Origin of the sequence: Sphingomonas sp. (assembly GCF_036731925.1) — a bacterium.
Classification (GTDB): Bacteria; Pseudomonadota; Alphaproteobacteria; order Sphingomonadales; family Sphingomonadaceae; genus Sphingomonas.
This window is the reverse complement of record NZ_DAINDJ010000002.1, coordinates 250070-262807: the sequence shown is the minus strand read 5'-3', so window position 1 is coordinate 262807 and position 12738 is coordinate 250070. Positions and strand designations below refer to the sequence as shown.

The following is a 12738-nucleotide window of genomic DNA, read 5'->3' as shown; positions in this document are numbered from 1 at the left end:
AGAGGGCTTTTAGGAGAGGGCTAATTCACATCTTGCCCTGAATCCGCGCACCGCCGGGCAGCCCCACGAACGGCAGTGCCGTGGCGCCGTCCTTGCTCACGCCCAGGTCGAGCGCTCCGTCCTCGCCCAGCACCGCGTCGAGCAACACCTGCCGACGCTGCGTCGCGGGGGTCAGGCGGATCGTCGTGCGCGGGCCGACATGCTCGGCCGTCAGCAGCAGCGCGGGCACCGACGTCGAACCGCCGCCGGCCTTGGGGCGGCAAGTGCCGGGATCGGTGGTTACCTTGCCATCGAGCATCTGGTCGCCACCCCGCACTGCGATCCGCGCCATTTCCACCTGCATCACCAACTGACAGGTAAAGGGCAGGTCGGGCTGAATCGCCTGGAGCAGGCTGGCATCCGCCGCGCCGGAGACATGGTCGAGCACCGTTCGTCCGCCGAGATGCACCAGCGCACGCCCGCCCAGGTCCGTGTCCGGCCCCGTCGCTTTCCAGTCGGCGGCCAGCCCCAGGCTGGTCAGCGAGCGTAGCGGCGCGATCTGCCATTCGAGCCTGCTGCCGCCGGCGACGCCCACTTCGCCGTTCCAGATCGTGCCCGCCACGCCGCTGCGCCACGGCACGTTTCGGACGAGCAGGCTCGCCGGCGCGGTAGCCAGCATCGCCAGCGCATAGGCCCCTATGCCCAGCCCGGCGAAGAGGATAAGACGCCGGCGTGCCTCATTCGCTGAATCCGGAGTCTGCAATGGACCGTCGGTCCCTGCTGCGGCTGCTGCCCTCGGGCCTCGTCCTATCCGCGGCATCGCTCACCTCCAACGCATGGGCGGGCGAGAAGAAGGACAAGCGCCCGATCGCCCTGTTGCTCCCGCTCAACGGACCGCGAGCGGAGCTGGGCCGTAGCATGCGACAGGCGGCGTTGCTCGCGGAAAACGCGAGTTTCGTCCTCGCTTTCGACACCGGGGGTACGGCGGAGGGCGCAGCGCGGGCCGCTGCCGAGGCGCTTCGCCAGCACCCGGCGCTGATCCTGGGGCCACTGAGCGCCGCCGAAGTTCCTGCCGTTGGCAGCACGGTGGCCAATCGCGTGCCGGTGATTTCGTTCAGCAACGATTCGGTGCTGCGCCAGCCGGGCGTGTGGATCTTCGGCATCACCGCCGCGCAGGTAACCAGCGCGGTGCTGCGCTATGCCCGCACCCGCGGCGTGCGATCGGTGGTGATGATCGACGACAGTTCGGCCTGGTGCGCCGCTGCAAGCCTGTCCGCCGGCCGGATGGAAAGCGAGATCGGCATCACGCTGCGGGTGTTGCAGGTGAAGCCGGGCCAGCCGCTCCCCCAGGCAGGCGATGCGCCCGATGCGGTGCTGCTGCCGGGCAGCGGCGAAGGCGTACTGGCCGCCGCGCGCGCGCTGAAGGGCAGCGGCGTGCAGCTGCTCGGTACGCTGCAGGGCCTCGACAACCGGCCGGATTCGCTGGAGGCGCTCGACGGCGCCTGGCTTGCCTGCCCGGATCCGGGTGCCTTCGCCTCCTTCGCCCAGGCCTTCGCCGCGAAGAATGGTGGCGACCCGGGCACGATCACCGCGCTCGCCTATGATGCTGCCGGTGTCGCCAACAAGCTCCGCGAAGCCAATGCGCTGAACATGAACGGGCTGGTCGACGCCAGGGGGTTTCACGGCGTTACCGGGCCGGTCCGCTTCCGCACCGACGGATCGGTGGCGCGCGACTTCGCGATCGTGGTCGCCTCGCGCGACGGCTATGCCAGCGTGGCGGTGAGTTCGGGATCGTGAACCGACGCCCCGAAGCCGGCGAGTCCGGCTTCACGCTGATCGAGTTGATGATCTCGCTGGGGCTGTTCGCACTCATTGCGGTGGCGGGGCTGGCGCTGGTCGACGGCATCCTGCGGGTGAATGGCCGCACCGAGGCGCGGCTGGACCGGCTCGCCGCGCTCCAGCGGACGATGTTTGTTCTGACCAGCGATCTGGACCAGGTGGCGAGCGGCGCCATCGAAGGGCGCGGCGACCGCCTCTCGTTCGTGCGCAGCACACCGGGCACGGGCGGAACGGCGACCCAGGTCCGCTATGCGCTGGCCGGCGGCACGCTGCTCCGTGCCGCACCGGCACCGCAACTGCTGCTGCCGGGGGTCGCCGCCGCGCGCTGGCGCTTCTGGGACGGGGCGTGGGTCGATCGCTGGCCGGTCGACGACAGCGACGAGGCCAAGGCGCGCTGGCCCCGCGCCATTGCGCTCGACGTGCAGACGGCGGGGCCCGGCGGCGCGCCGGTGACGCTTCGCCGAGTGGTGACCTTGCCTGCCCGCGCGCAGGAGGCGCCGCAATGAGCCCTTGCCGGGCGCCGCGCGACGACGAGCGCGGGATGATCCTCGTCAACGTGCTGATGTTCGTCGCCATCGCCAGCGGGCTGGTGCTGCTGATGATCGACCGCGAGGAACTGGCGCTGGATCGCGGCCTGCGCATGCGCGAGGCGGCGCGGGCGCAGGCGATCGTGCGCGGCGGCGAGCTATCGGCACTCGTCGCGCTGCGCCGCGACGGCGAGACCGCGGGCGATGTCGATCACGCGCGCGAGGCCTGGGCGAAAATCGCGGTGGCCGGCGCGCCGATTGAGGGCGGCACCTTCGACCTTGCGATCGGCGATGCGGAGGGGCGGTTCAACATCAACTCGGTGCGCAGCGGCGAGGCGGGGGCGGTGGTGCTGCTCCAGGAAATCGCCAACGCCATCGACATGCCGCCCGAGCAGGTGGTGGCGGCGATCCAATATGTGCGGCTGCAGGGGCCGATCACCGATCTGCGCCCGCTGCGGCTCGCCGGGATAGACCCGAAGGTCGCGGACCGGCTGGAAAAGGTGGTGACCGCGCTGCCGGGCATCACCTCGATCAACCTCAACGCCGCCGAGCCGGAGTTGATGCAGATGCTGTTCAAGGATCCGCTTGCTGCCAGCCGTCTGGTGCAGGTCCGTGCGCGGCAGGGTTATCTGACGCTGAAGGATCTCGACGACCAGCACGTCACCCTGCCCTGGGGCTGCTCGTTCCGCTCGACCAGCTTCTGGGTGCGCACCCGCGCGACGATCGGCGGCACGTCGCAGCAGGAGGCAACGCTGATCCAGCGGCGGCGGACCGACCAGGGCAAGGTGGAGACGGTGCCTGTGGAGCGGTGGCGCAACGCCGCGGTTCCGCCAGGCGTGCCTGCCTTTGCCACGCGGTGAGCGGTTGAGCTTGCCCGACATTTCTGGTCTGGTTCGCCGATGATCCTGGAGCCTTTGTCTTGGTCCTGATGCGCCTGTTCGGTCGGGGCGAGATCCGCCGCTGGCGCGACGCCCACATCGCGATGGCGCGGGCGGTGCTGCAGCAGGCCGCCGCCGACCTGGTCGAGACCTTCGACGTCGATCTTTCCCAGGCCGATTGGCAGGACGGGTTGATCGAGCAGACCCGCTTCGTCGGCGCCCGCATCGCACCCGTCGTGCGGCAGGTGGCCGATCCGCTGGCGCGCCGCGTGATCGAGGAGGCGGCCACCGCGCTCCAGCCGATCGCGTGGCATCACCTCCAGTGGCAGCCGATGCCCGTCGACGCCAACCTGATGCGCGACATGATGGAGGAACTGGGCGACTGGGCCGCCGCCGGTGGCGCGGCGCTGACCGGGCTGGTCCGCGGCGCCGCGACAGGGCTGCCGATCGCCGGCGGTCTCGGGCGCGGCGGCGCGCCGGGGGACTGGATGCGGCTGCGAGCCGAGGCCCGGCTGCGCGCTAAGGTCCATGCCTATGTCTATGCGACGGTGGTGCAGGGGCCAAAAGGGCGGCCGGCGCTGCTGGAGCATGTCATCGAGCTGCTGCGCGACGCTGCCCGCCACGCCCAGCCGCTGTAAGGCTCAGGCAACGATCGCGGTCACCTTGGCGTCCAGCAAGCGCGCCGCGTCCTGCGGGGCGAGCCGCACCTGCAGCCCACGCTGGCCGCCGTTGATATAGACATAGGGCTCCGTGATCGCGGCTTCCTCGATCACCGCAGGAAGCGTCTTCATCTGGCCGAACGGACTGATGCCGCCGACCTTGTAGCCGGACAGGCGCTCGGCATCGGCGGGCTTCATCATCTCCGCCGACTTGCCGCCCAATGCGGCTGCGAGCTTCTTCATCGCTACCTGGCGGTCCGAGGGAAGGATGGCGAGCACCGGCTTGCCGTCGACCTTTGCCATCAGTGTCTTCAGTACGCGCGCCGGCGGCTCGCCCAGCGCTTCAGCCGCCTGCATCCCGATCGCATCGGCATCCGGGTCATAGTCGTAGCTGTGCACGGTGAAGGCCGTCTTCGCTGCTTCCAGCATCCGTGTGGCGCGCGTCGCCTTCGACATGAACAACCTCCTGCAACGTCGCCCGCCCGGTGACATGACCTGCGCCCCGGGGCAAGCCGGAGCCTGTGGTGAAGCAGTTGTTAACGTCTTCCGCCTAGCGTCGCATCCTGGTTGATCGAACGGGCGGAGTGGGACATGCCCCTGCTGGGAATGGCGCTGTTCGCAGCGGTGGCGGCAAACTCGCCGGCGGCGGCGCCGCGGGTCGCGGTCATCGACAGCGGCGTCGCGGAAACGCCGGAGCTGCACGGCAAGCTGATCGCCGAATATGACCTCGCCGGCACCGACCGCCCCGCCTTCCGCCCGCGCTATGATCATGGCACCATGGTCGCGACCATTCTCAGCCGTGCGGCGGCAGGAGAGGTGGCCATCGTCTCGCTGCGGATCGACGATCCGGCAGGCTGCCGTCCCGGCGCGAACCCGCCCTGCCAGCCGAGCGCCGCGCCGATCGTTGCCGCGATCCGAAAGGCGATCGACCTGAAGGTGGATGCCATCAACATCTCGCTCGCGCTGGCTGACGATCCCGCGATTACCGCCGCGGTGCACGATGCCGCCGCCGCCGGGATCGTTGTCGTGCTTGCGGCCGGCAACAACGGCCTCTCGCGCCCCGGCAATCTCGCGATGGCGCGACAGGGATTCCCCAACGCGGTGCTGGTCGGCGCGCTGGATCCGGCCGGCAAGCCCTGGACCGGGACCAACCGTCCCGAGCCCGAGATGCAGGGCTATCTCTATGTGTGGCAGCGCGGCGTGGACGTGCCGACGAGCCTGGCGGATGGGCGTGCCGTGACCGGCACCGGCACCTCCTTCGCGGCACCGATCGAGACTGCGCGCCGGATCGCGCATCGTCGCCGTACCGCCTGAAATTTTCCGAAACATACCCGCCATTGCGGAACTTTGAGGAATGGGTATGGTTCCAGCCCAGGAGAGGCTGGAGCGTAAATATACGCCGTGTCTGTCCTCGTTGCGGTTAATCCGCGGCGGGAACATGAGACAATGGAAAAACAAGTATGTGGATGAGTTTGCTTGTCGCGATGCTGGTAGCAGCACCGCAAGCCGGAGAGGGTGCCGTAGGCCGTTGGAAGACCCAAACGCGCAATGCGATCGTCGAGATCCAGCGCTGCGGTCCTTCGATCTGCGGTCGGATCCTGACCTCGGACGCGCTGCGCACCAACCCGGATCTGCGCGATACCAAGAATTCGAACGCCCAGCTGCGCAATCGCCCGTTGAAAGGCCTCCAGATCCTGAACGGCTTCACCGCCGACGGCGCCAACTGGAGCGGCGGCAAGATCTACAATGCCGAGGACGGCAAGACCTATAGTGCCGACATCACCCTGGCCGGCCCCGACCAGCTGAAGCTGCGCGGCTGCGTGTTCAAGCCATTCTGCCGTACCCAGACCTGGACCCGGGTTCGCTGACCGTCGCCCGCGCGACAGCCTCGAACCCCAGTAGCGTGAGAACCAACATGAACAAGATGAAGCTCCTCCTCGCTGCCGGCACCACGCTGGCGGCCAGCGCCGGCTTTGCGGGTGCTGCCCATGCCCAGGCCTTCTACCTCCAGGAACAGTCCGCCCGCGGCGCCGGGCGCGCCTTTTCGGGGGAAGCGGCCGATACGGGCGCTGCCTCGCTGTGGTGGAACCCGGCGGCGATTGCGGATGCCGATCGGATCGAGGTGAACCTCAATGCCGCGGCGATCCTGCCCCGCGGCCAGGTGGTCGACACCGGCACGCTGATCCGCCGCCCCGGCGGACAGCCTGCAACCGCCATTGGCGGCGAGACTACCAGCCGCAATCCGATCAACAATGGCGTGCTGCCCTCGGGAGCGATCGCGGTGCCGCTCGGCCACCGGATCGCGCTCGGCCTTGCAGTGACCTCGCCCTACAGCTTCACCACCGATTACTCGTCGACCAGCTGGGCGCGCTACAGCGCCGATCGCACGCGGCTGCGCACCGTCGACATCCAGCCCTCGATCGCCGTGTCGGTGACCGACTGGCTGCGCGTCGGTGCTGCCGCGAACGTCGAATATACCGATGCCAGCCTCAGCAACGCGCTGCCCAACGTGCTCGCCAGCCTGCCGGACGGGCGGCAGGAACTGAAGGGCGACGGCTGGGATGTAGGCTGGAGCGCCGGCTTCCAGATGCACAGCGACCGGGTGACCGCCGGCTTCAGCTACAAGTCCGCCATTCACCACAAGCTGAAGGGCGAGCTGACGGTGAGCGGTCTGGTGGGCCCGCTGCAACCGAATAACATGGCCCTGTCGAACGTGCAGGCGGACTTCTACACGCCTGCGCAGCAGATCGCCGGCATCCGCTGGCGCGCCACCGACAAGCTGACGCTCAACGGCCAGGTGGTCCATTATAACTGGGACAAGTTCGACGCGATCCGGCTCGGCGCGCCGCTCAACACCGCGCTTCCGGAAAACTATCGCGAGAGCTGGAGCTACGCCGGCGGCGTCGATTACATGGTCTCCCAGGCGCTGACGCTGCGTGCGGGCGTGCAACGGGCGACCACGCCGACCCAAAACGGCCAGCGGGACGCGCGCGTGCCCGATTCCAACCGCTGGAATTTCGGCGCGGGCGGCTCCTATGCAGTGACGCAGAACATCGTGCTCGACGCGGCGGCCAACTATGTCGACTTCGCCAACGCGCCGATCGACCGGGCGACGATCGCGGCGGGATCGACGATCCTGACTCAGGGGCAGCTGCGCAACGCGCGGGCGTTCGTGTTTTCGGTAGGCGGTCGCGTCCAGTTCTGACGATTGGTGCCAAGGTAGTGATCGCGACGCCGTCGGCCCCATGGGTCGGCGGCGTTTCGCTTTCTGGCCCCTCTTTTTCAGGCGCACCTAATGCGGGGTTGGGGCGGGGCCGCGTCTCAGCGAAACCTACGCATGTTCTGGATCTCCTCCTTCAAGGAAGAGGCGCTTCAAAGTGGCAAAGCCGGGGCTATCGCGCATCACGCCGAGCACCTATCCCGAGCAACCCGCACCCTAGCCAAATCTTAAGGATGTTCCCTTTGACCGACCTCGAGTCTCCCGACCGTCTGATCGACGCACGCGCCGCCCTTGCGGAGGCGATGGCGCTGCACGAGCAGGGGGATCTGGAGGCGGCCGAAATTCGCTATCGTGCCGCGCTGGCGCAGAACTATCGCGCGGCCGACGTCCTGCCGCTGCTGGCTGGGCTGCTCGGCCGGCTGTCCCGCCCGCAGGATGCGCTGCTTGCCTGGGACCAGCTGCTTGCGATCGAGCCGGACCATGCCGTGGCGCTCCACGAAAAGGGACTGACGCTCCACTGGCTGAACCGCACCGAGGAGGCGATCGTGGTGCTGGAGCGCGCCTGCGCGCTTGACCCGGACAATGCCACGGCGCTCGGCAATCTGGGTGTGGTGCTTGCCGACGCGCACCGGAACCTGGAGGCGCTCCGTACCTTCCGGCGCGCGCTGGCGCTGCAGCCGGACAATCTGCACCTGCGCCACCAGGTGCGGCGGCTCGGCGCGGGTGCGGTACCCTTCTGGCACATTCCGATGATGAACGACGCGCCGCGCAACGATGCGTTCGAGGCGGCGATCAAGGCAGCGATCGGCGTCGCCGGTCCCGATGCACGCGTCCTCGATATCGGTGCGGGCAGCGGACTGTTGTCGCTGATGGCGGCGCGGGCGGGGGGCCGCAAGGTCGTCGCCTGCGAAATGGAGCCGATGATCGCCGAAATGGCGCAGCAGATCGTCGCGCAGAACGGCTATGCGGACCGCATCACCGTCCACGCCAGGCCATCCACCGAACTCGCGGTGGGAGCGGAACTGGATGCTCCCGCCGACATCCTGGTCTCCGAGATCCTGTCGAGCGACCTGCTGACCGAAAAGGTGCTCGACACATTCGAGGACGCGCATCGCCGCCTGCTGGCGCCCGGCGCAATGGTGATCCCACGCGCGGCGAGTGCCATGGGCTGCCTGGTCGCCAGCGAGAACCTGGCAGCCTATGCCTTTGTCGACGACGTGTCGGGCTTCGACCTTTCCGCCTTTGCTGCCTTTGCGCCGCAGCGACTGCCGATTCACGGCACGATGACCGGATGGCAGCGGCTGTCGGGCGATGTGGAGCTGGTGCGGCTCGACCTGACGCAGAAGAAGCATGACGCGACGCTGGCGCGGCTCTCCATTCCGGTAACCGCCAGCGGTCGCGCGATCGGCATCGTCCAGTGGATGCAGATCGATCTGTGGGACGGCGTGACGTTCGACAATCATCCCGATGGGTATCACGACGGCGGCTGGCTGCAGGTGCTGCACAGCTTCCCCGAACCGATCGATGTGGTGGCAGGGGAGGTGCTGGACATTGCGGCCGGCCATGATCGGATCACCCTGATCCTGTGGCCGTTGCCGCGCGCGGAAAGCTAGCGCTCGGCGCTTACGCGCCGGGCAGGCTCGCCGCGTCCGGAGCGCGGCGCAGTCGTGCGGACTGCGAAGGAACGCCTGTCGCCGCTGCCTTATGGGGAATGGAAAAGCGGGCAGCGGGCGACCCGAAGGTCACCCGCTTTATCCCAAATGCAAGTAATGGTCGGGGAGAGAGGATTCGAACCTCCGGCCCCTGCCTCCCGAAGACAGTGCTCTACCAGGCTGAGCTACTCCCCGACGGAGTCCGGTCTACAATGCTTTCGGGAGCAGACCGGCTTGAGCTTGGAGGCGCGCCTATAAGGGTGGGTTGGCCGAGCCGTCAAGCGGTTCGTTGCAGCAAAATGGCAGGCAGGTGAATTTTTTCCGCGCCGCACCGATTGCGGCTCTCGACCGCCCCCCGGGCTCCCGATAAGCCCTGCCCCGTGTCGCCGATCGAAGCCGTTGCCACCCTGCTGGGGCTCGCCAATGTAACGCTGGTCGTCCGGCGGAGCCTGTGGAACTATCCCTTCGCGCTGGCGATGGTCTCGCTCTACGCGGTGATCTTCCTGCGCGAGCGGCTGTACAGCGATGCGCTGCTCCAGGGCTTCTATTTCGTCGTCACGGCTATGGCTGGTGGAACTGGCGTCGCGCCAGGGCGGGTGCCGGCGAGGTGCCGGTCGTGGCGCTCGGCAGGCGTGCGCGGCTCGCCTGGGCGGGCGGGGCGGCGATCGCCGCGCTCGGCTGGGGTGCGCTGATGCACCGGATGACCGATGCGGCATTCCCTTGGTGGGATGGAACCATCGCCGTCCTCAGCATCGTCGCCCAGATCCTCCAGTCGCGTCGGGCGTGGGAGTGCTGGCCGCTCTGGATCACGGTGGACCTGCTCGCGATACCCCTGTTCCTCGTGAAGGGCCTGTGGCTGACCGCCGGCCTCTATTGCCTTTTCCTCGCGCTTTCGGTGTGGGGAGCGATCGACTGGACCAGGGCCCGCGCATGATTCCCCGCACCATCTGCCTCCACGGGCCCGAGAGCACGGGCAAGACCACGGTTGCTGCGCGTCTCGCAGCGGGGCTCGGCGGTGTGGTGCTCGATGAATATGGCCGCGAATATGCGGAGACGCGCGGCACCGACTTCACGATGCGCGACCTGGTGGAGATCGCCAGGACGCACAACGCCGGCACGCGGATGATGCTGGAAACCGCGCCGTCGCCGCTGATCCTCGATACCGATCCACTGATGACGGCGGTGTGGGCTGACATGCTGTTCGGCACGCGCGATCCGTGGTTCGATGCCTGGCAGGGTACGGCGGACTTCTATCTTCTGTTCGACATCGACCTGCCCTGGGTGGCCGATGGAACCCGGCTGTTTGGCACGGCCGAATCGCGCCGGCGGTTCTTCGACCTCTCGCGCGCCGAGCTGGAGCGGCGGGGCGTGCCTTTCGCGTTGGTGTGCGGGGAAGGGGAGGCGCGCGCCGCCGCCGCGCTTGCCGCCATCCGCGCCTTCGCCGCGCGCGGCTGAGTTGCACGAGGCAATGCGCCTAAGCGCCTGATTTGCGTCACAGGAAGTTCACAATCCGGGCCTAGCGCCGCCGCGACGGCAAAGGGGATACGAAAAAGCCACGTCGATGCGACAGCCGGTTCCAACCCGGCTGCCTGTTGGCGCGCCGTTCAAACAGAAGATCAAACATTCTTTCGGGGAAGACCAATGCTAAATCTCGCGCGCGACAAGCGCAGCTTGCTGATCGGCGCCGCCCTTGGCGCGCTGTTCACCGCCGACATCGCCTTCGCGCAGGACACGCAGGCCGAGGACGGCCTGAGCGAAATCGTCGTAACCGCCGAGCGCCGCCCGGAAAACCAGCAGGACGTGCCGATCTCGGTCGCCGTGCTCCCGGCCGCGCAGGCGCGCGACTATACCGCTGGCGGCGATGACACGCTGCTCGCGCTCTCGGGCAAGGTGCCGGGCCTGTACGTCGAGTCCTCGACCGGCCGCATATTCCCGCGCTTCTACATCCGCGGTCTCGGCAATGTGGACTTCTACCTTGGCGCCTCGCAGCCGGTGTCGATCATTCAGGATGACGTCGTCCTCGAGCACGTCGTGATGAAGTCGAACCCGGTGTTCGACGTGAATCAGATCGAAGTGCTGCGCGGGCCGCAGGGTTCGCTGTTCGGCCGCAACACCACCGCCGGCATCATCAAGTTCGACTCGATCCGCCCCTCGCAGCAGTTCGAGGGCCGCGGCACGGCGAGCTATGGCAGCTACAACAGCGTGAATGTCGATGCCGGCATCGGTGGTCCGATCATCCAGGACAAGCTCGCCTTCCGTATCTCGGGCCTCTACCAGCACCGCGACGACTATATCGACAACAGCTACACCGGCCCGACGGCCGACGGCACCCGCGTTGGCCGCAAGAATGCCGCTGGCGGCTTCAATGAGCGCGATGTGCGGGCGCAGCTGCTCGCGACGCCGAACGAGAGCCTGTCGATCCTCGCCTCCGGCCATGCCCGCTGGTACGACGGCACCGCCACTGTGTTTCGTCGCGGTGCGCTGAACCTGGGCTCCAACCAGATCAACGGCGTGCAATTCACCCGCGCGCGCTGGGACGAAGGCGCCGACAACCCGCAGAACTACAAGACCGCCGGCGGCTCGGTGCACATCAACTGGGATCTGGGCCCGGTCACCCTCACGTCGATTACCGGCTACGAGACGCTGTCCGGCTATAGCCGCGGCGACACGGACGGCGGTGCGGCTGCCGATTTCGGCAATGCCGGCCTCGGAGAATCAATGGGCCGTGTGAAGGGGCTGGACCAGTGGACCGAGGAGTTCCGCGTCGCCAGCAACGGTGAAGGGCCGCTCAAGTGGCAGGTCGGCGCGATGTATTTCGACGCGCGCGACATCACCGAATTCTACCAGCGCGCCTATTTCCTGAGCGGCACTGCCAACAATCCGAATAACTGGGTGCGCCTGCACAACATGAACACCAGCTGGGCGGTGTTCGGCCAGATGAGCTACGAGATTGCGCCGAAGCTGACGATCACGGCTGGCGGCCGCGTGACCGAGGATACCAAGACCACCGACCTGCTCAAGACCGCGGACTCCGTGGCCGGCGCGGTGTCGTACACCGGCCGGCGCCACGTCCGTCTGTCGGATACGCAGCCGAGCTGGGATCTGAGCGCACGCTACGAGATCAATCCGGACGTCAGCGTCTATGCCCGCGTTGCCAAGGGCTTCCGCGGCCCGACCATCCAAGGTCGCTCGGCGGTGTTCAACTCGGACTTCACCACTGCGAACTCGGAGAAGATCCTCTCTTGGGAGGCGGGCGTGAAGACCCAGCTGGGCCGCACGCTGCGCTTCAACCTGTCGGGCTTCTACTACACGGTCGACGACATCCAGCTGAACGGCAACGACCTGAACGGCAACGGCGTGCTGCTCAATGCCAACAAGGCCAAAGCCTATGGCATGGAAGCCGATGTCGACTGGCGCCCGGTGCGCAACCTGTCGATCCAGGCCGGCCTGAGCCTGCTGCACAGCAAGATCGAGGACAAGAATCTCGAGGCGCAGGTCTGCGCGTTCGGTGGGGCGGTGACCTGCACTGTGCTCGACCCGCTTCGCAAGCAGGGCTCGCTGTTCCTGGCGAAGATCGACGGCAACCCGCTGCCGAACGCGCCGGAATATAATGTGAGCCTGAATGCCCGCTACGACATCCCCATGGACATTGGCGGCAAGCTGTTCCTCGCAACCGACTGGAACCTGCAGGGTTACACCAACTTCGTGCTCTACGAGACCAGGGAGTTCACCGCGAACGGCAACTTCGAAGGCGGCCTGAAGATCGGCTACACCGCGGCGAACGATGCCTGGGAAGTCGCGGGCTTCATCCGGAACATCACCGGCGAGAAGAACCTGAAGGGCGTGATCGAGAATTATCGCGCCGCCGTGCTCAACGAGCCGCGCGTGTTCGGCGTCTCGCTGAGCGGCAAGTTCAAGTAAGGTGACGGTCGCACCTCCCCCGCTGTGGGGAGGTGTGGCGGTCCAACGAAAAGGGCCGCCGCG

The 12738-nt window shown here is 67.5% G+C and carries 12 protein-coding genes, 1 tRNA gene and 1 pseudogene; 11 read left to right on the top strand and 3 right to left on the bottom strand.

The genetic code is table 11. The features are described 5' to 3' along the window. Positions 1-25 precede the first annotated feature (25 nt). Positions 26-658 carry a hypothetical protein gene (locus V7E00_RS10730; RefSeq protein WP_333572649.1) on the bottom strand — a complete coding sequence of 211 codons (633 nt, stop codon included), beginning with the start codon at positions 656-658 and terminating at the stop codon, positions 26-28. 83 nt (positions 659-741) lie between these two features. Between V7E00_RS10730 and V7E00_RS10725 the strand changes: the two genes are divergently transcribed. The 4 genes from V7E00_RS10725 (at position 742) to V7E00_RS10710 (ending at position 3861) form a co-directional block, all read left to right on the top strand. Next, a complete protein-coding gene (locus V7E00_RS10725; protein ID WP_333572648.1) occupies positions 742-1776 on the top strand; it encodes an ABC transporter substrate-binding protein in 1035 nt (344 codons plus the stop codon). Beyond that, complete coding sequence (locus tag V7E00_RS10720) at positions 1773-2324, top strand: type II secretion system protein GspJ (protein ID WP_333572647.1); 552 nt, start codon at positions 1773-1775, stop codon at positions 2322-2324. The genes V7E00_RS10725 and V7E00_RS10720 overlap by 4 nt, the downstream gene beginning before the upstream one ends. Then, the gene (locus V7E00_RS10715) at positions 2321-3205 is read left to right on the top strand and encodes a general secretion pathway protein GspK (RefSeq protein WP_333572646.1); all 885 of its coding nucleotides are present in this window, start codon (positions 2321-2323) and stop codon (positions 3203-3205) included. The genes V7E00_RS10720 and V7E00_RS10715 overlap by 4 nt, the downstream gene beginning before the upstream one ends. A gap of 68 nt (positions 3206-3273) precedes the next feature. Further along, positions 3274-3861: a hypothetical protein gene (locus V7E00_RS10710; RefSeq protein ID WP_333573847.1), complete on the top strand. Its 588-nt coding sequence runs from the start codon at positions 3274-3276 to the stop codon at positions 3859-3861. 3 nt (positions 3862-3864) lie between these two features. On the opposite strand, the gene ybaK is transcribed toward V7E00_RS10710, so the two are convergent. Continuing rightward, entirely contained in the window at positions 3865-4338 is a 474-nt protein-coding gene (gene ybaK, locus V7E00_RS10705) for a Cys-tRNA(Pro) deacylase (RefSeq protein ID WP_333572645.1), read from the bottom strand. 135 nt (positions 4339-4473) lie between these two features. Between ybaK and V7E00_RS10700 the strand changes: the two genes are divergently transcribed. From V7E00_RS10700 to V7E00_RS10685, 4 genes are all read left to right on the top strand, one after another. Next, positions 4474-5196: a S8 family peptidase gene (locus V7E00_RS10700; RefSeq protein WP_333572644.1), complete on the top strand. Its 723-nt coding sequence runs from the start codon at positions 4474-4476 to the stop codon at positions 5194-5196. Between the two features lie 152 nt (positions 5197-5348). Next, positions 5349-5750, top strand: coding sequence for a DUF2147 domain-containing protein (locus V7E00_RS10695; protein ID WP_333572643.1), 402 nt, complete (start codon positions 5349-5351; stop codon positions 5748-5750). Between the two features lie 56 nt (positions 5751-5806). Beyond that, positions 5807-7087 carry an OmpP1/FadL family transporter gene (locus tag V7E00_RS10690; protein ID WP_443019185.1) on the top strand — a complete coding sequence of 427 codons (1281 nt, stop codon included), beginning with the start codon at positions 5807-5809 and terminating at the stop codon, positions 7085-7087. A 248-nt stretch (positions 7088-7335) separates the two neighbouring features. Continuing rightward, complete coding sequence (locus tag V7E00_RS10685) at positions 7336-8715, top strand: tetratricopeptide repeat protein (protein WP_443019184.1); 1380 nt, start codon at positions 7336-7338, stop codon at positions 8713-8715. Positions 8716-8872: 157 nt separating this feature from the next. Here the strand turns inward: V7E00_RS10685 and V7E00_RS10680 are convergent. Continuing rightward, positions 8873-8949 (bottom strand) — tRNA-Pro (locus V7E00_RS10680). A 185-nt stretch (positions 8950-9134) separates the two neighbouring features. Here V7E00_RS10680 and pnuC point away from each other — a divergent pair. The 3 genes and pseudogenes from pnuC to V7E00_RS10665 all read left to right on the top strand — a co-directional run bounded on the left by pnuC (position 9135) and on the right by V7E00_RS10665 (position 12675). Continuing rightward, a pseudogene (gene pnuC / locus V7E00_RS10675) lies at positions 9135-9688 on the top strand (nicotinamide riboside transporter PnuC). Further along, a complete protein-coding gene (locus tag V7E00_RS10670) occupies positions 9685-10209 on the top strand; it encodes an ATP-binding protein (RefSeq protein ID WP_333572640.1) in 525 nt (174 codons plus the stop codon). The pseudogene pnuC and the gene V7E00_RS10670 overlap by 4 nt, the downstream one beginning before the upstream one ends. A 186-nt stretch (positions 10210-10395) precedes the next feature. Next, positions 10396-12675, top strand: a complete 2280-nt coding sequence (locus V7E00_RS10665) for a TonB-dependent receptor (protein WP_333572639.1) — start codon at positions 10396-10398, stop codon at positions 12673-12675. Positions 12676-12738: the final 63 nt, after the last annotated feature.

Bases quoted from the DNA above. Each gene is read 5' to 3' on its own strand.
- V7E00_RS10670 (WP_333572640.1), top strand. From the start codon at position 9,685: ATGATTCCCCGCACCATCTGCCTCCACGGGCCCGAGAGCACGGGCAAG.
- V7E00_RS10690 (WP_443019185.1), top strand. From the start codon at position 5,807: ATGAAGCTCCTCCTCGCTGCCGGCACCACGCTGGCGGCCAGCGCCGGC.
- V7E00_RS10730 (WP_333572649.1), bottom strand. From the start codon at position 658: ATGCTGGCTACCGCGCCGGCGAGCCTGCTCGTCCGAAACGTGCCGTGG.
- V7E00_RS10710 (WP_333573847.1), top strand. From the start codon at position 3,274: ATGCGCCTGTTCGGTCGGGGCGAGATCCGCCGCTGGCGCGACGCCCAC.
- V7E00_RS10700 (WP_333572644.1), top strand. From the start codon at position 4,474: ATGCCCCTGCTGGGAATGGCGCTGTTCGCAGCGGTGGCGGCAAACTCG.
- V7E00_RS10695 (WP_333572643.1), top strand. From the start codon at position 5,349: ATGAGTTTGCTTGTCGCGATGCTGGTAGCAGCACCGCAAGCCGGAGAG.
- V7E00_RS10725 (WP_333572648.1), top strand. From the start codon at position 742: ATGGACCGTCGGTCCCTGCTGCGGCTGCTGCCCTCGGGCCTCGTCCTA.
- V7E00_RS10715 (WP_333572646.1), top strand. From the start codon at position 2,321: ATGAGCCCTTGCCGGGCGCCGCGCGACGACGAGCGCGGGATGATCCTC.
- V7E00_RS10665 (WP_333572639.1), top strand. From the start codon at position 10,396: ATGCTAAATCTCGCGCGCGACAAGCGCAGCTTGCTGATCGGCGCCGCC.
- V7E00_RS10685 (WP_443019184.1), top strand. From the start codon at position 7,336: ATGTTCCCTTTGACCGACCTCGAGTCTCCCGACCGTCTGATCGACGCA.
- ybaK (WP_333572645.1), bottom strand. From the start codon at position 4,338: ATGTCGAAGGCGACGCGCGCCACACGGATGCTGGAAGCAGCGAAGACG.